Genomic DNA, 19775 nt, shown 5'->3' with positions numbered 1-19775 from the left:
CCAATTCAACAATTCAACAGCCCTGCTAGTCAGGGCTTTTTCTTGAGGTTGTCCAATATTTGCCGTTTTGCTATAATACACACTTAGCAACAAAAGGAACTCACATGCTGACAGATGCACAAGAACAGCAAATTGAATCAGTTGAGAGCTACACACACAACTACGAAGCAGAAGCCATGCAGAGCTTTGAAGCCACAGGCAACGACAAAATGGAAGAATTGCAAGATCGTTTTGAGGAAGAAAGTGTGCTGTTGTTTGACTCAAGCGAAGACTTGGGAGGAATGACAGTGTACTTTAGCGGCCAAACACTTGTGGCATTCTACGACTACGAGCAGTTTAAAGGCGTAGTTTTTGACACTGTGGAAGCCTAAATGAATAATGGGCAATCGATTGCCCATTATTCGCCATTCTGCTATACACACATCTACAGCAAGGAGCAAACATGCTTGATACCATCCAGACCGTAGAATTTCAAGGCATCACATACAATGCCTCTCATGGTAGCCCATTTGATCGCGGCTCAGCAGACAGCTACTACGGTCGAGCACAAGATCCCCACAAGTACCCCAATGGTACCGGCAATGCACCTCGCGTGGAAGGCCCAGATATGACCATTGCAGAGATGCGTGAGTATTACCGGGGCTATGAGTACAATCAAGAGTCCGGTGAGCGAAAACAGTACGATTGACCTTTATTCACCGAAATGCTATAATACACACATACTCAGCAAATAGGAACGATATGATTCATGATTACGGAATGTTTACTGATGCGGGCAACCAAGCAGTAGAAAGCATTGTGCTGCTGAAGTTTCAACGCCAACTCAGTTGGCCCACTGTGCAAGCCATGTTGGCTGCACTGGCACTGGAAGAAGTCTATTCCGAAGCTACAGACACCGCTGTGCGTGAAGCAGTTTACACAGCCTGCTTCGATTGACCTTTATTCAGAGTTCTGCTATAATTAATACTTAAACAGCAACAGGAGCAACACATGAAAGTACCATTTAAACAAGTTCCAGTAGGGCGAGTGTTTCGATCTAACGGTAACCTTTGCTACAAGAAGTCTACCCGGACTGCTTTTCTTGTATTCAGCTACGACGAGAGCCCATTCTCAGCATCTGTAACAGAAGGTAGCTGGTTCTATTTTGGTCAAAACGACATCTGTGTGATCTAAGAGTTGACCAATAATCGCAATTCTGCTATAATACTATTTTAACGCACAAAAAGGAGCCAACCGTGAGTGCAATTCGAATCGTTAGTGGTGAGTATCGTAACAAAAAAGTAAACGGAAACGTTTTCAAACTAGTCAGTGGATTTCAAACTGGCGTCAAGGGTGGATATGTGACTGTGCAAAATGACGGGGCATTTCCCAACTGCCCAGACACTATCCGCATTCGTGTAAATAACATTTCTGATATTGAATACGTAAATGGAGTAGACCCTGTGACAGAACATTCACCGCAGATTGAAGTTGCAACACATGTAGAAACTGAAGAGCAGGCAATGACTCGAATTCGCGAGCGTTTTGAAATTCTCACAGAAATGACCAAGGCTGCCACAGCCGGCGACATTCGTGCCATGATTGTGTCGGGACCTCCTGGCGTGGGCAAGAGCTTTGGCGTGGAATTGGAAATTGACAAGGCCACTATGTTTGACAAGCTGGCGGGCAAACGACTTCGTGCAGAAGTTGTCAAAGGCTCAGCCACTCCAATTGGCCTGTATCAGACTCTGTACAAATACTCAGATGAAAACTGTGTGCTGGTGTTTGATGACTGTGACTCAATCTTGTTGGATGACGTTGCCTTGAACCTGCTGAAAGGCGCCTTGGACTCAGGCAAGAAGCGCAAGATTTCTTGGTTGTCAGAAAGCTCGAGCCTGCGCCGCGAAGGCATCCCAGACAGTTTTGAATTCAAAGGCAGTGTGATCTTTATCACCAACTTGAAGTTTGACAAAATGAAATCGCAAAAACTGCGGGATCACCTGGATGCATTGCAGAGTCGCTGCCATTACTTAGACTTGACGCTGGACACCATGCGTGACAAGATTCTGCGTATCAAACAAATTGCCAGCGATGGCGTGTTATTTGCAGACTACGACTTTGAGCAGTGCCAGCAAGACGACATCATTGAGTTCATGAACTCCAACCAGAATCGACTGCGTGAAATGAGCCTGCGTATGGCGCTGAAAGTGGCAGACTTGGTCAAGAGCTTTCCTGCAAAATGGCGCTTGATGGCAGAAACAACTTGCATGAAGCCAGCACAATGAGATAGTTTTTCTGGGACTAGGTTGGCTCCTGCCCAGATTTCACAGTCGCCCCTAAAAAAGGCGACTGTTTTTTTGACTTCTTGCAGCAATAAGTATATACTGATACAATGAAACAATGCACCATAGTAATTCGTGATGAAGTCAACATCAAGATAGAAGGACTTGATCTGGATTGCCGCAAGGCTCTGGTCACGGCTTTCAAGTATGAGAATCCAGCAGCACGTTACCTGCCCGCTGTACGGCTGGGTCGGTGGGACGGCAAGATTGCCTACTTTCAGTTGGGTGGCAGTACTTATGTAAATCTCTTGCCCGAGATCATGCCCATACTTGACAAGTTTGACTACAGTCCAGTGCTGGATGACCAACGTGAATACACCACTACATTTGACTTTGCAGCAGTATCTGAAAATCATTACAATCATGTGCTATGGCCCAAGAGCCATCCAGCAGCAGGTCAGCCCATGGTGCTGCGTGACTATCAAGTGGAAATCATCAACAAGTTTCTGACCAACCCGCAGTGCATACAAGAAGTGGCCACCGGAGCAGGCAAGACCATTATCACAGCAGCCTTGAGTGATGCAGTCAGTGCTTATGGTCGTAGCATTGTGATTGTGCCCAACAAGAGTCTGGTAACGCAAACAGAGGCAGACTACATCAACATGGGGCTGGATGTGGGCGTGTATTTTGGCGATCGTAAAGAATACAATCGTCAGCATACCATATGCACCTGGCAGAGTCTCAACAACATGATGAAGCTGACCAAGACTGGTGAAGCAGAAATAACCATTCATGAGTTTATACAAGATGTGGTGTGCGTGATTGTGGACGAGGTTCACATGGCCAAGGCTGACGCACTCAAGACTCTGCTGACCGGAGCCATGAGTCAGATTCCCTTAAGATGGGGACTGACCGGAACAGTGCCAAAAGAACTGTTTGAAAGCCAGGCCCTGTTGGTCAGTCTGGGCCCAGTGGTCAGTCGACTCAGTGCCAGCACCTTGCAAGACGCAGGTGTTCTTGCGCAGTGCCATGTGAACATTGTGCAACTGGTGGACCATGTGGAGTACAAGGACTATCAAAGCGAGCTCAAGTACCTGCTGGAAGAGTCTGGGCGACTGGACACCATGGCTGAACTGATACGCAAGGTAAACGAAACAGGCAACACTCTAGTACTGGTGGATAGGACTGAGTGTGGCCGGCAACTGGTAGAGCGGCTTGGAGACAAAGCAGTATTTGTATCAGGTTCTACCAAGGCAAAAACACGACAGGACGAATACAATCAGGTAGCAGATGCCACGGACAAGATCATTGTGGCCACTTATGGTGTGGCTGCTGTGGGTATCAACATACCACGCATCTTTAATCTTGTGCTGGTAGAACCGGGCAAGAGCTTTGTCAGAGTTATACAAAGTATTGGGCGTGGTATTAGAAAAGCCGAAGACAAGGATCATGTGGAAATTTGGGATATCACCAGCACCTGCAAGTTTGCCAAACGTCACCTGACCAAGCGCAAGGCCTTTTATAAGGAAGCCAACTATCCATTCTCTGCAGAGAAACTAGAGTGGATGAAGATCAAATGAAAAAGAAGTTGTTGATAGTGGGAGATAGTTTCATGCGCCCTGATGCCAATTATCCAGGGCAACACTGGAGCGAAATGTTACCTGAGTATGAGATCCTCATGCATGCTGTTTCAGGATCCAGCAATGGCATAGTCGCTTGGAAATTTTTTGAAGGACTAAAGTTAAAACCGGACGCTGTGGTCTTGGGATTTACTATACCCAACAGAATTGAATTTAAACTAGATGTCAACAAAGATTACTCTAAAAGGATTTGGACAACCAATGCACATCAGGATCTAACCGCAGACCAACGACTGGCAGTGGATTATTATCAGGCCACAGCAGATGAACAGATGATGTTATTCAAGGCCTGTGTTCAGGCCAGGTGTATGTTGTTAGAATGCCGACTGCGTGGTCTGCCCTTTGCCTATTCCCTGAACTGTTTGTTCAACAACCTGGCTGTGTTGCCATATCCATCAAGTGCTGAAGTCATAGATCTGCTGGGAGAATTTTCTCCGCATGAATGCACCAATTTGGCCACCTACCAGGGTTTTAAAATGAGTCCAGGATTTCATACCGACGATCCTGTCTGGCAGAAACGAATGGCTACCGAAGTTGCTCACATACTCACAACGGTTGACTTCAGTTAACAAACTGTATATAATAAAATCATGCGTATATTAACCCTTGACAACAAACCCTATGACCTGGATCATTTACCCGACGAAGTAGATGACATGCGTTTTGCCATTCTAGACAACAGCAATCCACAAGATCCAGATTATCACTACATACCTTTGATATTTTTAGAAAGTTTCAGCGCACCTGCTCTGGTGCTGCAGATAGGTGATGCCAGAATCAAAATGCCCGTGGACTGGCAGATTCTAATTGGTGAACCTGATCTAGGTGATCTAGAGATGTTGCCCTTGACCAGTATCAATGATCGCGGCTTCAATGTGTTCCAGTTCAATCCTCTCAGCAGCTTTAGACCCAGTTTTCCGCCCATTGAGATCATCGACGTTTATCAAGAAGTATCCTGGTATGCACCTAAACTCAAGAACGGACAGATGTTGTGTGTACCCATCAACGATGCTGAACAACCTGACTGTGTGTACTTTGTAAAAGATGTCAGCCGCAATTGTGAAATTGTGGACTACAACAAAGCATGGTAGATATGGCTTATACAGAACCTGAAGTATTCGTAACAATCAATAGACTGGCCAGACTGTATCTGGAAAGCTATCCTGAAGACCGCGAGGGCCTAGAACGATTCCTGCGTTGGGCACATGTTCAGTACGGATATCAGTATGGGTAGCCTTGTTCCTGGTATGCCCTTGATCTACGAGCGGGTAAACGGCACGGTGTACTCTAGACGTGTGGGCGAACTTGAGCGCACAGTGGTGGGCCATGATCATGATCCTAGAACCAGTGATGGTAGACCCTTGTATGATCACATAATGGATGATAAAATGTGGGGCGAAATTCGGCGAACGGCCCGGACCAATCCCACTTTACAAGACGCCCTGGAACGTGCTATAATGATCTATCAACTGAGCAAGACCACATGAGTGATTCTTTGAATTTTGTCAATGTTGCTGACGTTCCGGGGCAGGATGCCTGGCAGTACATTGATGATAATTTTTTACATGTGTGCAGAGATAAATCTGTAGTGGAAATTGGGCCGTTTGACGGATGGATAAGTGAACGCATCATGAACCATCAGCCTCAACAGCTTGTCCTTATTGAAGCAAGAAAACAGTCAGTTGATCAGCTTCGATCAAATCCCAAATTAAAATCATGCAAGGTGTTGCTTGGAGACATGCATTATGATTTGAATCAAGTTGGGCCAGTAGATGTGGCCATAGTCATGGGAGTAATTTATCATAGTCATGCACCGTTGTTGATGCTGGAAGAATTGGTCAATCAGTGCAATCCCCAGACTATCTTGCTTGACAACCCTGGACAAATTTTAAACTGGCACACAGAATCAGTGAATGATCCTGGCATGCGACACACAGTGTCGAATAGAAAAACTTGCGGAATTGTGATAACAATTGATGAAGATATTATAATAACAGCTATGAAAAATCTTGGTTATGCATTACAGATCAAACACACATTACCTAAATTAACTATAAAATCTGCACAGGTACCGGTATATCAATTTGAAAGAATTCATGGATAAACTACACATTTCAAACGAGATGCGTCAATTGGACGCCAAGAACAGAGGCTTTTACGACGAACTTGACTCAGACGAGCGCAAGAAATTCTCCACGTTTCTGATGCTGCGCTGGGGCTCAGCAGTTGACGGTGCTCAGGAACTGCAAGAATACTATGTGCAAAGCTGCAACCACTATCTCAACAAGCACTTTTTTGACATAGGCCGCCATCCCAAACTGCAATGGTTGTGCGCTACCGCAGTAAGTCCGGGCATGGGCACAATGCGGCATCCCTGGATTGCTCCCAAGAAAAAAGTCGCAGGACTCAGTGCCAAGCGTAAAGCCTTGATGGAAATATACCCCACCTACAAGGACGACGAGATTGATGTGATGGCACAGCTGGTCACACAAAAAGAACTAGACGCATACAACCGAGACTCGGGTAACGCCACAAAGTAATCAGCATGACCCATGTGTGCGAATACTGCAAAAAAGAGTTTGTGAGAGAGTCCTCTATTCAAGCGCACATGTGTGAGCCCAAACGTCGTAGACGCGAGCGCAACGAGCCCGGTCCAAGACTGGGATTTCAAGCCTACATCCGTTTTTATGAAAGCATGGCCGGATCAGCCAGAAACAAAACACACGATACCTTTTGTGAAAGCAGTTACTATCGTGCGTTTGTGAAGTTTGGGCATTACTGTGTGAACACTCGAGTGATCAATCCAGAAAGATTCATGGCCTGGCTGTTGAAGAACAATCGCAAGATTGATCACTGGTGCAGTGACAAGGTGTACACAGAATATCTAGTGGATCATTTAAAAGTTGAAGCAGTGGATGATGCACTCACAAGAGCCATAGAGTTCGGCATAGACTGGTCAGAAAAAAACGCCAGCCCTGCACATGATTGCATGAGATACGGCAATGCCAATGTGCTGTGCTATGCTGTGACAGCAGGTAGAATAAGTGCCTGGGTAATTTACAATTCGGAATCCGGACAGAAATTTCTAAGCGAACTAGACACCACACAGATTGCCATGATATGGCCCTACATTGACAGTGATGCCTGGCAAAAGAGATTTCAGGATAGACCCCAGGATCAGGCCTATGCCAAGAACATTTTGAAACAAGCAGGATGGTAACATGAGCGCAGATATCGACATTGACTTTGCCAATCGCGAACATATACTGAAACTGATTCAGCATACGCCTGCACGGCAGATTACAGATGGGCGACCTAGACGCCACAATTCAGGAGTGTATGTCACAGACATTCCACAAGATCCTGTGAATCACTGTGCTGCTATAGACTATGAGTCAGCAGAATCTCGTGGCTACTTCAAACTGGACTTCTTGAACATGAGTGTGTATCAGTTGATACAGAGTCCTGAGCATTATGACGCTGTGCTTGCAGCCACACCCCCGTGGACAAGATTATGGCAAGATCCTGAATGGGTTCGTCAATTGGTTCACGTGGGCAATTATGGACATTTACTTGAAACCATGAGACCTGACAGCATACCCAGAATGGCTGCATTTATATCAATCATACGTCCGGGCAAGGCGCACCTACAGGGGTTAGATTGGCCTGTGGTGTTTGATTCAGTCTGGGACGGTGATACCAGCCGCGGATACACATTTAAAAAAGCACATGCTGTGGGATATGCAGCTCTAGTAGCCTTGCACATGAATCTATTAGTCTAGGCGTCTCACAAGAGTAATTGATTTTCTCTTGCCTTTTCTGCGGGCAATGTCATTTAGGCTGCACACAGGGCCGTGCAAGATTTCCAGATCTTTGTTGACAAATGTGCGAAGGCACAGGCGAAATTCATCCCATTCTCCACGCAGGAATATGTTAATAGGAATACTTCTGTTGCTTTCCCACCACCAGGTATTGGCCAGATCAAGATAACGTCGTTTTTGTTCAGAATCTTTGACAGTTCCAAAGTCATAGATGGTAGTGATAACATCATCTCTGTTTTGCACAATACCCACATATTCATTGCTGGCGTAAACGCACAAGGTAATAAACGGATATTTGTCAGCTAGTTTTTGAAATAAGTCTTTGCCCATATAGTATTAGTTTGGATATTTATACCAAGGCTCCTTAGGTAAATATTGTTTGGAGCGTCCTATGTATTCAACCCCTGTTTATCTTTACCAGCAAGTTCAACGAATTTTATTAGTAGATACCAGCGGCGCTTATTTTGACCGGAGGTGGGATCCTGTGTATGCAAAAAAATTAACTGTCAACAAAGGTGTTGACAATGTGATCTTGTTTGAGTTTGTGAATCAAGATCAAAAACCTGTGAATATCACAGGGTCGGCACTGAAGTTTAGACTGATCAATCTAGCTGGCAATCAGCAGCTGATTGAAAAAGAAATGGTCATAATCAATGCTCAATTTGGTCGTGCCAAAGTAACACTCAGTGCTGCAGAAACCACAGAGTTTCCTGCAGAACCATCGAGCTATGCAATTGAACGTGCCAGCGGAGATCTAGTTGAAGCAGTGTTTGTGGATGCACAGGCACTGGCCCGTGCTGACGTGGACATTGTGGATTCTGTGCAGCCACAGTTTGTGCCCAGCGGTCTATTAAGCATTCCTACCATTTATGGTCCAGAGGTGTATATAAATCCTGTGTTGCAGGGCAATTACCCTGACTGGGCACTCAACCCACCACCAGGCAACATCAATACAAATCCTCAAAGATACTCAAGTTTTGTGTCAACCACAGGTGCAAGCCTGACCACATTCCAGTTGGAAATGGATCACTTCACTGGCAACATCAAGGCACAGGCAGCACAAACTTATGAATCAATCTGGACAGATGTTTCGGACATCTATCAATACTACAATCGCACCGGCACAGAGCCCATCACAGTGCCTGGATATCATCCCTTGCTACGTCTAAGTCTTGACTCTTATCCGGGCACAGCACAAATTCAATTGGCCACAGCCACAGCAAATGGGGCAAATGGTGTGATCACTTCCATCACTGTGAATCAAGGTGGTTACGGGTATCTAGCACCACCTAGAGTCAACATCATTGGTCTTGGCGCTGGGGCTGTTGCTGAAGCAGAAATTACCGGTACCTCAGTGTCTGCCATAAATGTTATTAACGGCGGAACAGGATATGTACTCAATCCGGCCACCAATCAAGTGGCTGCAATAAGCATCAATACCGGAGCCGTAACAAGTATACTAGTTAGATGACATTTAAAAAAATTGTAGGGTTTGGTGATTCCTGGATGTTTGGTGATGAGTTGCTGGATCCTGAGTTGCAACGGCAACACTCAGATGCACACCCGTGCTGGCATCAAAACAACGCCTATCGTGACAGTCACAACTTCCTGGGGCTAGTAGCACAACACTACGGTGTACCCATGGAGAACTTTGGAATTGCCGGAGGCAGCATGCAAAGTTCCATGTGGACATTTTTATGGTGGTTGGATCATGAGCCCGAGCCAGAACAGTGCCTGGTCTTGATCGGACACACAGACTCTGATCGTCTGAGCTTTTACAATCCCAATCATGTGAGTTACGCCAACGATCCTCCCTGGAATCGATTTATACATTCGACCTGGGTAGAATACGGCAGCAGTGTGGTTCCGCAGGAATTTAGAAACATGGTCAAACAACAACTGGTACTAACCAACTGTTCTGAACTTGCAAAACTAAATTATCAACAAACCCTGCTGAGTTTTGATGGTATTGCTGCCAGACGCAATCTTCAAATGATGCAGTTCCAGATCATGCCCGAAGATGTCAAACTGGATCTGCCCACCCAGATATGGCCAGATTTCTCTACCACCATGTGGTTTCGTAACCATCCTAACAATCAACAGCGAGAACTGGTCATGCCCGGAGGCCATCCCAACGAAATAGGGCATAAAATGATTGCAGAAAAGTTGATTTCTACCATAGATGATGTTACAATGTAAGAATGCTCGACATTCTCGGATACTTACCTGCCAAGAGAAAATCTAGTGCATCAGGCTGGATCAGTTTTAATGCAGTGTGTTGTAACCACAATGGTAACACACCAGATCGCAGAAGTCGCGGCGGTCTCAAAACATCAGAACAAGGTTGGAGTTATCACTGCTTCAACTGCAACTACACCGCTAGCTTTATCCTTGGCCGTACTGTAAGTTTCAAGGCCCGCAGGCTCTTGAGCTGGATGGGTGTGCCTGAACGTGAAATAGAAATGTTGAATCTTGAAAGCCTGCGGCACCGGAGCATACACGGCATACTGGATGATAGACAACGCACCGTGGATATTCTAGCAGATATCAAGTTTGAAGAACGGGACCTGCCACCATTTGCTGAACTGATTGGTAGCACAGGACTGCATCGCGACTATGTACGGTCAAGATGTGTGCCCGACGATTATCCTGTAATGACACAGAAAGAAACCATAGAACGTGCATGGCCTGGTCGTCAACAGATCATCATACCATTCACACATCACAACAGCATAGTGGGACACACTGTTAGATTCCTAGACGATCGTAATCCACGCTACATAAATGACATGCAGCCGGGCTATGTGTTTGGCACAGATCTACAGCGACCAGACTGGACTCAGGTGATCGTGACAGAAGGCATCTTTGACGCACTCAGCATTGGCGGTGTTGCCTTGATGCACAACACCATAAGTGATGCTCAAGCTAGATTGATTCGCAATCTTGGACAAGAAATTACAGTGGTACCTGACCAAGATGCAGCAGGCATGGAACTGGTGGATCGTGCTGTGCAACTGGGCTGGGCAGTGAGCATGCCTGCCTGGCCTGAGGGTGTGAAAGATGTGAATGATGCTGTCAAACTATATGGGCGTTTAGGCGCATTGATAACTATCATGCAAGCTAGAGAAACCAGCCGAATCAAAATTGAATTACGAAAGAAACAACTTGTTAAAAGACTACAGCACTGATGTACAAAAACTGTTCCTAGAAATGATGCTGGAGGATGCTGCCAGCTACGTGCGGGTGCAGAACATCTACAATCCAGAAAATTTTGATCGCAATCTAAGAACCGCGGCAGCGTTTATCAAGGAGCACTCGGAACAGTTCAAGACTCTGCCGGATCGAGCACAGATTGCTGCGGCCACCGGCATCAAGTTGAATGCAGTGCCTGATCTCAACGAAGGTCACTATGACTGGTTCATGACTGAGTTTGAAGCATTCACACGGCGTCAAGAACTGGAACGTGCTATTTTAAAAGCAGCAGACTTGTTGGAAAAGGGCGACTATGATCCTGTGGAAAAACTGATCAAGGATGCTGTGCAGATCAGCTTGACCAAGGACATGGGCACAGATTACTTTGCAGATCCAGCAGCCAGGATCAACAAGTATTTCAACTCAGGTGGACAAGTAAGCACAGGTTGGCCACAGATGGATCGACTGCTGTATGGTGGATTCAGTCGTGGAGAACTCAACATCTTTGCAGGTGGATCAGGATCAGGCAAAAGTCTTGTGATGATGAACATTGCCTTGAACTGGTTGCAGCAGGGCATGAGCGGTGTGTACATCACACTGGAACTTTCAGAAGAACTCACAAGTTTGAGAACAGACGCCATGCTCACAAACATGAGCACCAAAGAAATACGCCGTGACATTGATTCAACAGAACTCAAGGTCAAGATGGTGGCCAAGAAATCCGGACAGTATCGTGTGAAAGGCTTGCCAGCACAGAGCAATGTGAATGACATCCGTGCATACCTGAAAGAAGTGCAAATTCAAACCGGTATTAAAGTGGACTTTGTGATGGTGGATTATCTTGACTTGGTGATGCCAGTTAGTGCCAAGGTCAGCCCCAACGACTTGTTTGTGAAAGACAAGTATGTGAGTGAAGAATTGCGTAACCTAGCCAAAGAACTGGGTGTGTTGTTGGTAACAGCCAGTCAGTTGAACAGGTCAGCAGTGGAAGAAATGGAATTTGATCACAGCCACATTAGTGGTGGTATCAGTAAAATCAACACAGCAGACAATGTGTTTGGTATCTTTACCAGTCGCTCCATGAAGGAGCGTGGCAAGTATCAGATACAGTGTATGAAATCTCGAAGCTCGACCGGCGTTGGTCAAAAAATTGATCTGGAGTACAACATTGAAACCATGCGCATTACTGATGAAGGTGGAGACGAAAACGGTCACAACAAACCACAAAGTTCAATCATGGACTCAATCAAGGCCCGTAGTCAAGTCGCGCCTGCTGACAGCGGCACTGGGTCGCAGCCCTGGGAAAAGCCTAGACCACGAGAAGGTCATGATCCCTTGAGTGGTAAGGTCACAGCAGATGTGCAAAGCAACAAACTCAAGCAGTTGCTGGGGCAGATCAAATCTGCGTAATGATATACTTGGATTTTTTTTCTGGGAGTCACGGACACTTTTTAGAGTATGTAATTAATACATGGCTATTCAAGGGTCCACGAGTATCTAACATTTTTACTGAGCACGGCTCTTGCCATCAAATTCGTAACAATACTGGGTACATGGCGCACAGGATAGTGGAAGCTGCTCACTATACTGAGTTTACCATATCACAAAATACTCCGACCAAGGTAGTTAGAATCAGCATTAGTCAGGATTGGGCCAACTGGATATATCAAATCAATGTCATGAGTCGAGCCGGCGACATACCTTTAGAAAAAAAAATAAAACTCACCCCAGAATCAGTAAGACATAGTCCTGCCAAACTCAGAAACGAATGGTATGCTAAATTTAATTCAACAATTGATGGATATCAGCAGCCAGATAATTGGCGCTGGTCCGACACAGCAGTTTTTGAATTTAGTATGGAAAGTTTGTTTGATCTAGTGGAATTTTACAATGAACTGTATCGCCTGGCTGAGTTTTTAGAAATAACATTTGTGCCGGATCAAGAACTAAGTGATTTGTCTGAAGAATTTTTAACTAGAAATCAAGGATGGCAATATTACAAAGAATCTAAACACCTAACACATGCTACAATTGCAGGAAAAAATATTGAATTTTCCAGTAATGAGATATTGCAGGCATTGATCAATAGTTTGCTGTCAAAATCCGTTGGAATATTTGATGGAGAACTGTTTGATAATGATAGTTATCCTGTCAACACCTGTCAGTTATGGCAAATGGTGGATCAACATTTAAACACTTTTGATCAGAAATTTTGATATGAAAAAAATCTTTTGTTTTGGTGACGGATTTGCAACTGGACATATATGGCCAGAATGGCCTCAGATTTTACAAACGCTGGTACCCCAATACCAAGTGATCAACACAGCAGGAATCGGAGCAGGCACAGAATTTTTAGTTTCAGGATTTGTGGATCTAATAGATCAGATGCATGACAGTATAGTAATTTTTCAATGGTCTGCTGCAGAAAGATTTGACAAAATGATTCAAGATAATTCCTGGCAGAATATTATTGCCAACGATCCGACGTATTATTTTAACGTCAATATTGATTCACACAATCGTAAATGGTGGTTGAGCAGTGCTAGCAAAGTTCAGGAGATTCGGAATTATCACAACATTTATGCACAGCAACACCAACACAATCGTAGACAGCAAGTATATCATGCACTGGTATCGCAAACAGCCAGTAATTTAGATTGTCAAATAGTTCATACCAGCACAGAGTCAGCAGACACATTTAGTCAGCACAATCGATTTAGATCAACACGCCAGACACAAGTACAACCGTCCCCGATTGTGCATTTCTATTGGTTAATTGAACAAATTATTCCACAAATTGCTATCACTGTTGATCAAGATTTGCAAAAAAAATTAGAATTGTTGATTAATCAAACCCAATGGATTCCATATGATCCTGAAAGAGAAGCAATATGGTTAGAAATAGATGCCAAACTTAAATCTAACTAACTCTAGTCAAAATCAAAAACCGATAAATAATATCAAAGGTCTGCAATAAAAATCATGCAAAAACGCACCCGCAGTTTGTTAGAAGAATTAGATTCCATGTATATCGAGCGTGAGCGCGATCTAGTGATTGAGAGTCGAGCATCCAATGTCATAGCCAGTGCCATCAACTTGCTGGAGCAAATTGACGCCACATACACACCTGAGCAAGCAGAAAATCTAACTCGGAAACTGCTGAATTCTATCCGCACCCGGGATGCAGGACGTTTTGCCAGAACCGTTAGAAAAACGCCAACAAGCACATAAACTCAACAGGATCAAGATGAAAATTTTCGAAGGCGGCAATGTATTCAAAGACGCACAGGGCCAATCACTAACACAACGTATCAATCAAGCCGACGTTGCAGCCACCATTGCCTGGGTAGAGCAAGTTACAGGTGTAAACTTCCCTGAAGATCGTTGGCTGGGCAGCACAGGCCGCAAGGCCACATCTGGCGATCTGGACCTGGCAGTGGACCTTGCAGAAACAACCAAAGAACAACTAGCAGGCACACTGACACAATGGGCCACCGGTCAAGGACTTGACCCACGTGAATGGGTTCGTAAATCAGGTGAAGTACATCTTAGAACACCCATCGGCGGAGATCCTAATAAAGGATTTGTACAGACTGACTTCATGTTCTTTCCCAACCTGGATTGGGGCACATTCTACTATGGTGGATCAGAAGGATCGGCCTACAAGGGCATGAACCGTAATGTGCTAATGAGTTCAATTGCCAAACAGGCCGGCCTCAAGGTGGGTGCAAATGGCATGATCAGTCGCACCACAAATCAACTGGTCCAGGGTGGTCAGGATCCGGACTATGTGTCTGCGGTATTGCTGGGCGGAACTCAAGATCGGGCTGCGCTAAAGAACGTGGAATCAATTTATGCTGCGCTGGCAACTGATCCTGACCGTGATACCAAGCTCACGGACTTTCGTGAATATCTAGCCCGTGAAGGTATAAAAGAACCTGAAATGCCTGTGAAAGAAAATGATGTGAACTTCTTGGCCAGACTACGGGACAGAATAGTAAACCAAGGCATGCAGCAATTGATTGAAGCCAAGCCTTTGTATCAGATATACGAACAAGAGCCCACCGCGGTGGGAGGCCAAGCCAAGGGTATTGAGCACCTGGAAGACTATGTGTTCCGACAAGGAACCGCGGGTGTTGACCGTGCGCTGGCCATTGCGGATTCTTTTTACAAACAGCCCAAACAAGGATCAGTTAAATGGGACGGAAAGCCTGCTGTGGTATTTGGCCGCAAGCCCGAAACTGGAGAATTTGTGCTCACAGATGATGCAGGATTCGGTGCAGTTGGCTACGATGGACTGTTTACCAGTACCGATGCTGTGGCAGACCACATGGCACAGCGTGATGCCAATGCTGCTGCCAAAGGCAACCAGGCCACTCGAGTACAAACACTGTTACCAGTGTATCAGAGCATCTGGCCATATTTGGAAGCTGCTACTCCAGAAAACTTTCGTGGCTATGTCAAAGGCGACTTGTTGTACAGTCCCGAAAAGCCCTGGGAAATAAACGCAGGTCTTGTGGAATTCAAACCAAACACAGTGGAATACAGAATTCCAGTTGCCAGCAAACTGGGCAAGGACATTTCAGGATCTCAAGTTGGTGTTGCTGTGCATACCATGTACGAAGATGCAGGAGCGGCCAAGCAGCCACTCAGTAGAGTCAAGTTCAATCCTGTGCCCGGCCTGTTGTTGATTGAACCCATCTATGCCAAGCCTGTGGAAACAGCAGATCCCATTGTCAAACAAATCAAGTCACTGTTGCGTCAAAACAAAGCAGTCATGAACACCTTGTTCAATCCTGCTGAATTGAGGGCCATGAAAATAACTGATCTGGCCAAGCTGGCAATAGACTACATCAACAAACGTGTGGATCCAAATCACGCAGCCTATACCGGCAATTTCAGCGATCTTGTGCCGGGATTCTTAGCCTGGCTGCAACAGACCCAGACACCGCAAAAGTACAACAACATTCTGCAATATCTGCGCAGTCCTACCAGCAATGAACAAGCCCTGGCCGCTGCCTTTGTGTTGTTTGAATTGCTGCATGATCTAAAACTGGACCTGTTGACCAAGCTGGATGCACAGGTGCCCGGCAACGAAGGATGGGTGTTTGCAACCCCTGCAGGCTATGGTAAAGCAGTAAATCGCTTTGATTTCACAGCCAGAAACAAAGCTCGAAACAATCCACCAACATTGTAATTTTTTGCCAATTTCATAAATAAGAGTAGGGCAAGTAGCCCACTTTTTAGGAGATTTTCAAATGGCAATTTTTACAAAAACAAACGGCACGAATCAACCAGTATTCAACATGGATACAGCCAATGGCAACATTGGCGGAACAGCTAACATTGCTGCAACTGGTTCAGTCAACTTCCAAGGTCCTAAGCTGGATTTCTTCAGCTTGGTGGCCAATGGTGCGTTGACAACATCGGCAAATGTCAATGGCTACATCAACAATGTGTTGCAAGCTATTCAGACCAAGGGCACTGTGGCTATGTATCAAGTTAGCCCAGCAGCACCAACAGTGTTGAACTTGGCTATCTATCCAACAGGCGCATACACTGCTGCTACATTGTTGACCACTGCTAATACCAGTGCTACAGTGGCATCCGGTGGTCAGAACTTGGAATTGACTTCAGCAGCCGGCAATGCAGTATTCACTACTGCTGCTAGCAACTTTGCTCCTGTCTAATCTTAGATAGTAGTAAAAAAATCAAGGCCCTGGTTTATTTCCGGGGCTTTTTTTTGGCCGTAAATACCTCATGGCATATAGTATTTGTGTATTGACTGATTTTGATTGTAGACCCACTGGTGTTACAGGACATTTTCGAACAAACGTCTTGCCGTTTGTGGACCGAGCCAATCAACCAATAACAGATGTTGATTCCTGGAACAGCAGTAGAAATCAACAACGCAACTGGGAAACCATATTGCAATTGATAGGACTTTACACACAGCCGCAGAGTATATCTGACATACGAATGCAAAACGGTCGTTGGGAATTTGAGTTTGAAACAGAGTTTGATGATGTGTTTAGACTCAATGAAGATCCAGTGGGGCTACTCAAACAGGCATGCCGCGGAGTCCCTATCATCAACTATGTTCAACAACAACTGACCGCACTGTTACAACCAGACGTAAACATTTGGTTCTATCCAAAAGGCCATAAATAATTCATGGACACAACAGAAATCGAAAAGAAGAGCCTGGAAGCGCATGTAGAGCTCTGCGCCGAACGTTATCGCCATCTAGAACTGCAACTAGATTCTGCCAATTCTTCCATTGGACGACTTAAAGAAATGGTAGAAGAAGTGCATGCCATGGTGCATAAAATTGTTGACAATCGAAACAATCAGTTGATAAACTGGGGCCTTGGAACCATTGGGTTCTTGTTGGCCACTGTTGGTTGGTTGTTATCAAACTACGTATTCAAATGAAAGCCAGCCGCAAATTGGCCGCTCTGGCCGAAAGAGAACTTCCTCATCTGCTGGAAAATGTCATTGTGGAAGACGGAGAAAAATACCGTGCTTTTGGCAAATACACAATACAGCCCAGAGATCAAGGATTTGACGTTTCCATAAGAGACGATGCTGTGGGCAAATTTAGCACCACTAAATCTGCCCTTGCCTGGTGCATAGCCGACAGATTAAACTATTTTAATCTTGCTAGACAAATACAAGAGATAGATCAATCACTCACACGATTGCGCAATGATATTTACATCCGTAAAAACATTGCAGATCGTATGTCGGGAACTGCCTGGGAAACTGTAATAACCAAAGTATCCTACCGACAAGACCAAAGTCAACTGCTGGAACAAGAGTTGACAAAATGTATAAATTTGGCTAAATACTGGCAACTACGAGGAAACTCAAATGAAACTAAACGAACTGGCCGTAACACGCCCCACACAACAGATCGCTAAGGTATTCGAGAGTCATTTTGATCAACAAGTTCAATTTGACTCAATGAATCGCGATCAACTGCACAACATGTATCGCAAGGTACGTGGGGTATTATCTGAACACAGAAGCGGTCCTGCACGTCACTCCAGTGAGCGTGACCCTGCTTACCTGAAGTTGATGATGATGGAACAAGCACTTGCAGAACAAATCTACGAAGATGAAATGGCCGCTGCCGCTGCACCAGGAGTAAATCCTCAACAGGCTGCTGCCATGGCTGCCAAGGAAAAGATGGACCAGAAAACACAGATACAAAAAGAACTTGAAGATCTGAAAAAACAAGTGACCGACAAGCAGAACGAACTTACCAATCTCAGCAGCACTACCTCGGTACAAGAACATCGTCGTCGTGCTCAAACTTATGGATACTATCTCAGCGAAAGCGAAGTTCAGCAAGCCCAAGTGGTACTGGCTGCACAAGACATGGTTGACAAAATGCAAGGCATGATTGAAGACACCACTGAGATGCAATTTAAAGAATTGCCAGCCTTGGTAGATTCAATTAAAAATCAAATTGGCGCAGATCAAGCAGCTCAGTTTAACAATGATGCACAAGCAGCATTGACCGGCCTGGTTCAGAATCTGCAAGGCAGCAAACAACAGCTGGAACAAGCTCTTGGTGTGGTAACTGGTCAAGGACCTGTCGAAATGCCCGGAGCCGAAATGGCTACTCCTCCGCCAGCCGGCGAAGAACAAATTGATGTGAACATGACTGAACCCTCTCCTGAAGAAGAACTAGATGCAGCAGCCGTTGGCCCTGCAGCGTCTCTAGGACGAGAGCGCAGATAATGCGAATTGATGAAGTAGCTGTAGACAATACCGCAGACAAATTACTGGCCTTGGCCCAATTTGCTGTGGGTCGTGCCACAGATACTTCAGCAAAATTACAGATGCCTGTTCAGGCATTTATCAATCGTGCTAAAAATATTGGGATTGATATTACTCCTGATACTTTGCAAAGCCTAGTTGGTCAACCGCCCTTGAGTGGCATAATAGAACCCATGTCGCCGGATGCCACTGAATTGATATTCAAAGGTGGCGAACAACCTGGACCCACCGCTATGCCGGTAAATCAAGCACAAAATATTGTAGCACAGGCTGCAAAATCAGCCATGAACAAAGACCGTAATCTCGGTTGATTCAAACTGGTTGACTAGTCAGCCTGTTGGTAGTATACTCAACAAAAGGAACCAGTATGGCTTATTCAGACAAAGTAGTTGACCACTACGAAAACCCCCGCAACGTCGGCAGCTTTGAAAAAGGCGATGACACCGTAGGTACCGGAATGGTTGGCGCCCCGGCTTGTGGCGACGTGATGAAGTTGCAAATCAAAGTAGATGAAAATGGCATCATCACAGACGCAAAATTCAAGACCTACGGATGCGGCTCGGCAATCGCTTCAAGCTCGCTGATCACTGAAATGGTCAAGGGCATGACTCTTGATGCTGCTTCGGCAATCAAAAATTCAGAAATTGCTCAAGAACTTGCATTGCCCCCGGTCAAGATTCATTGCTCGATCCTGGCCGAAGACGCCATCAAGGCCGCTGTGGAAGATTACCGTAGCAAGCATGATCTCGTTCACTGACACTGCCCGAAACAAAATCAAACGATTGCTAGAAAAGCGTGGCGGCATAGGAATACGTCTAGCAGTAAAAACCACTGGTTGTTCTGGCCTAGCCTATGTGTTGGAATATGTTGATGCCTATACTGGTGATGATGCCACCATAAATTATGCCCAGCCTGATTTTTCTGTGCTGGTAGACAAAAAACACGAAGTGTACCTTGATGGTATGACTGTGGATTATGTTCGTCAAGGGCTCAATGAAGGGTTTGAATTTTCCAATCCCAACGAGCGCGACCGCTGTGGTTGCGGAGAAAGTTTTAGAGTATGAAAGTACAAC

General features: G+C 45.3%; 30 protein-coding genes. 29 read left to right on the top strand and 1 reads right to left on the bottom strand.

Translation table 11 applies throughout. From position 1 onward, the window contains the following. Window positions 1-104 precede the first annotated feature (104 nt). The 13 genes from ABW391_RS12235 to ABW391_RS12175 all read left to right on the top strand — a co-directional run bounded on the left by ABW391_RS12235 (window position 105) and on the right by ABW391_RS12175 (window position 7683). Window positions 105-371, top strand: coding sequence for a hypothetical protein (locus ABW391_RS12235; protein ID WP_353482156.1), 267 nt, complete (start codon window positions 105-107; stop codon window positions 369-371). Window positions 372-442: 71 nt separating this feature from the next. Next, entirely contained in the window at window positions 443-688 is a 246-nt protein-coding gene (locus ABW391_RS12230) for a hypothetical protein (protein WP_353482155.1), read from the top strand. Window positions 689-741: 53 nt separating this feature from the next. Then, the gene (locus ABW391_RS12225) at window positions 742-936 is read left to right on the top strand and encodes a hypothetical protein (RefSeq protein WP_353482154.1); all 195 of its coding nucleotides are present in this window, start codon (window positions 742-744) and stop codon (window positions 934-936) included. A gap of 299 nt (window positions 937-1235) precedes the next feature. After that, on the top strand, window positions 1236-2264 hold the full coding sequence (locus ABW391_RS12220) for an AAA family ATPase (RefSeq protein ID WP_353482153.1): 1029 nt from the start codon (window positions 1236-1238) through the stop codon (window positions 2262-2264). Window positions 2265-2371: 107 nt separating this feature from the next. Next, window positions 2372-3841, top strand: coding sequence for a DEAD/DEAH box helicase family protein (locus tag ABW391_RS12215; protein WP_353482152.1), 1470 nt, complete (start codon window positions 2372-2374; stop codon window positions 3839-3841). Continuing rightward, window positions 3838-4470, top strand: coding sequence for a hypothetical protein (locus ABW391_RS12210; RefSeq protein WP_353482151.1), 633 nt, complete (start codon window positions 3838-3840; stop codon window positions 4468-4470). The genes ABW391_RS12215 and ABW391_RS12210 overlap by 4 nt, the downstream gene beginning before the upstream one ends. Window positions 4471-4491: 21 nt before the next feature. After that, on the top strand, window positions 4492-4992 hold the full coding sequence (locus ABW391_RS12205; protein ID WP_353482150.1) for a hypothetical protein: 501 nt from the start codon (window positions 4492-4494) through the stop codon (window positions 4990-4992). 2 nt (window positions 4993-4994) lie between these two features. Further along, entirely contained in the window at window positions 4995-5135 is a 141-nt protein-coding gene (locus ABW391_RS12200) for a hypothetical protein (RefSeq protein WP_353482149.1), read from the top strand. Beyond that, on the top strand, window positions 5107-5388 hold the full coding sequence (locus ABW391_RS12195; protein ID WP_353482148.1) for a hypothetical protein: 282 nt from the start codon (window positions 5107-5109) through the stop codon (window positions 5386-5388). The genes ABW391_RS12200 and ABW391_RS12195 overlap by 29 nt, the downstream gene beginning before the upstream one ends. Beyond that, on the top strand, window positions 5385-6005 hold the full coding sequence (locus ABW391_RS12190) for a DUF1698 domain-containing protein (protein ID WP_353482147.1): 621 nt from the start codon (window positions 5385-5387) through the stop codon (window positions 6003-6005). Before ABW391_RS12195 ends, ABW391_RS12190 begins: the two co-directional genes overlap by 4 nt. Further along, entirely contained in the window at window positions 5998-6441 is a 444-nt protein-coding gene (locus tag ABW391_RS12185; protein ID WP_353482146.1) for a hypothetical protein, read from the top strand. The genes ABW391_RS12190 and ABW391_RS12185 overlap by 8 nt, the downstream gene beginning before the upstream one ends. A gap of 5 nt (window positions 6442-6446) precedes the next feature. Continuing rightward, a complete protein-coding gene (locus ABW391_RS12180; protein WP_353482145.1) occupies window positions 6447-7121 on the top strand; it encodes a hypothetical protein in 675 nt (224 codons plus the stop codon). A 1-nt stretch (window position 7122) separates the two neighbouring features. Next, a complete protein-coding gene (locus ABW391_RS12175; RefSeq protein WP_353482144.1) occupies window positions 7123-7683 on the top strand; it encodes a hypothetical protein in 561 nt (186 codons plus the stop codon). Here the strand turns inward: ABW391_RS12175 and ABW391_RS12170 are convergent. Then, a complete protein-coding gene (locus ABW391_RS12170; RefSeq protein ID WP_353482143.1) occupies window positions 7675-8052 on the bottom strand; it encodes a hypothetical protein in 378 nt (125 codons plus the stop codon). The two genes, ABW391_RS12175 and ABW391_RS12170, sit on opposite strands and share 9 nt — an antisense overlap. Before the next feature lie 49 nt (window positions 8053-8101). Between ABW391_RS12170 and ABW391_RS12165 the strand changes: the two genes are divergently transcribed. The 16 genes from ABW391_RS12165 (at window position 8102) to ABW391_RS12090 (ending at window position 19766) form a co-directional block, all read left to right on the top strand. Then, a complete protein-coding gene (locus ABW391_RS12165) occupies window positions 8102-9193 on the top strand; it encodes a hypothetical protein (RefSeq protein ID WP_353482142.1) in 1092 nt (363 codons plus the stop codon). After that, entirely contained in the window at window positions 9190-9921 is a 732-nt protein-coding gene (locus ABW391_RS12160) for an SGNH/GDSL hydrolase family protein (protein ID WP_353482141.1), read from the top strand. The genes ABW391_RS12165 and ABW391_RS12160 overlap by 4 nt, the downstream gene beginning before the upstream one ends. A gap of 74 nt (window positions 9922-9995) precedes the next feature. After that, on the top strand, window positions 9996-10910 hold the full coding sequence (locus tag ABW391_RS12155; RefSeq protein ID WP_353482140.1) for a toprim domain-containing protein: 915 nt from the start codon (window positions 9996-9998) through the stop codon (window positions 10908-10910). Next, the gene (locus ABW391_RS12150) at window positions 10867-12324 is read left to right on the top strand and encodes a DnaB-like helicase C-terminal domain-containing protein (RefSeq protein WP_353482139.1); all 1458 of its coding nucleotides are present in this window, start codon (window positions 10867-10869) and stop codon (window positions 12322-12324) included. Before ABW391_RS12155 ends, ABW391_RS12150 begins: the two co-directional genes overlap by 44 nt. A gap of 143 nt (window positions 12325-12467) precedes the next feature. Then, entirely contained in the window at window positions 12468-13130 is a 663-nt protein-coding gene (locus ABW391_RS12145; protein ID WP_353482138.1) for a hypothetical protein, read from the top strand. 1 nt (window position 13131) lies between these two features. Then, on the top strand, window positions 13132-13842 hold the full coding sequence (locus tag ABW391_RS12140) for a hypothetical protein (RefSeq protein ID WP_353482137.1): 711 nt from the start codon (window positions 13132-13134) through the stop codon (window positions 13840-13842). Between the two features lie 54 nt (window positions 13843-13896). After that, entirely contained in the window at window positions 13897-14145 is a 249-nt protein-coding gene (locus ABW391_RS12135) for a hypothetical protein (protein ID WP_353482136.1), read from the top strand. 16 nt (window positions 14146-14161) lie between these two features. Then, entirely contained in the window at window positions 14162-16111 is a 1950-nt protein-coding gene (locus ABW391_RS12130; protein ID WP_353482135.1) for a DUF6267 family protein, read from the top strand. A 109-nt stretch (window positions 16112-16220) separates the two neighbouring features. Further along, entirely contained in the window at window positions 16221-16604 is a 384-nt protein-coding gene (locus tag ABW391_RS12125; RefSeq protein ID WP_353482134.1) for a hypothetical protein, read from the top strand. A gap of 70 nt (window positions 16605-16674) precedes the next feature. Further along, entirely contained in the window at window positions 16675-17085 is a 411-nt protein-coding gene (locus ABW391_RS12120) for a hypothetical protein (RefSeq protein ID WP_353482133.1), read from the top strand. Between the two features lie 3 nt (window positions 17086-17088). Then, window positions 17089-17349 (top strand): hypothetical protein, encoded by a 261-nt coding sequence (locus ABW391_RS12115; RefSeq protein ID WP_353482132.1) that lies wholly within the window; start codon window positions 17089-17091, stop codon window positions 17347-17349. Continuing rightward, window positions 17346-17837 (top strand): hypothetical protein, encoded by a 492-nt coding sequence (locus ABW391_RS12110; protein WP_353482131.1) that lies wholly within the window; start codon window positions 17346-17348, stop codon window positions 17835-17837. The genes ABW391_RS12115 and ABW391_RS12110 overlap by 4 nt, the downstream gene beginning before the upstream one ends. Window positions 17838-17880: 43 nt before the next feature. Beyond that, window positions 17881-18663, top strand: a complete 783-nt coding sequence (locus ABW391_RS12105) for a hypothetical protein (RefSeq protein WP_353482130.1) — start codon at window positions 17881-17883, stop codon at window positions 18661-18663. A gap of 50 nt (window positions 18664-18713) precedes the next feature. After that, on the top strand, window positions 18714-19013 hold the full coding sequence (locus tag ABW391_RS12100) for a hypothetical protein (protein WP_353482129.1): 300 nt from the start codon (window positions 18714-18716) through the stop codon (window positions 19011-19013). Window positions 19014-19069: 56 nt separating this feature from the next. Then, window positions 19070-19459 (top strand): Fe-S cluster assembly scaffold IscU, encoded by a 390-nt coding sequence (gene iscU / locus ABW391_RS12095; protein WP_353482128.1) that lies wholly within the window; start codon window positions 19070-19072, stop codon window positions 19457-19459. Next, window positions 19443-19766, top strand: coding sequence for a HesB/IscA family protein (locus ABW391_RS12090; RefSeq protein ID WP_353482127.1), 324 nt, complete (start codon window positions 19443-19445; stop codon window positions 19764-19766). Before iscU ends, ABW391_RS12090 begins: the two co-directional genes overlap by 17 nt. Window positions 19767-19775 lie beyond the last annotated feature (9 nt).

It is taken from the genome of Haliscomenobacter sp. (genome assembly GCF_040403615.1).
Classification (GTDB): Bacteria; Bacteroidota; Bacteroidia; order Chitinophagales; family Saprospiraceae; genus Haliscomenobacter.
Note: the sequence above shows the minus strand (reverse complement) of the source record. Positions and strands in the feature narration are given on the sequence as shown.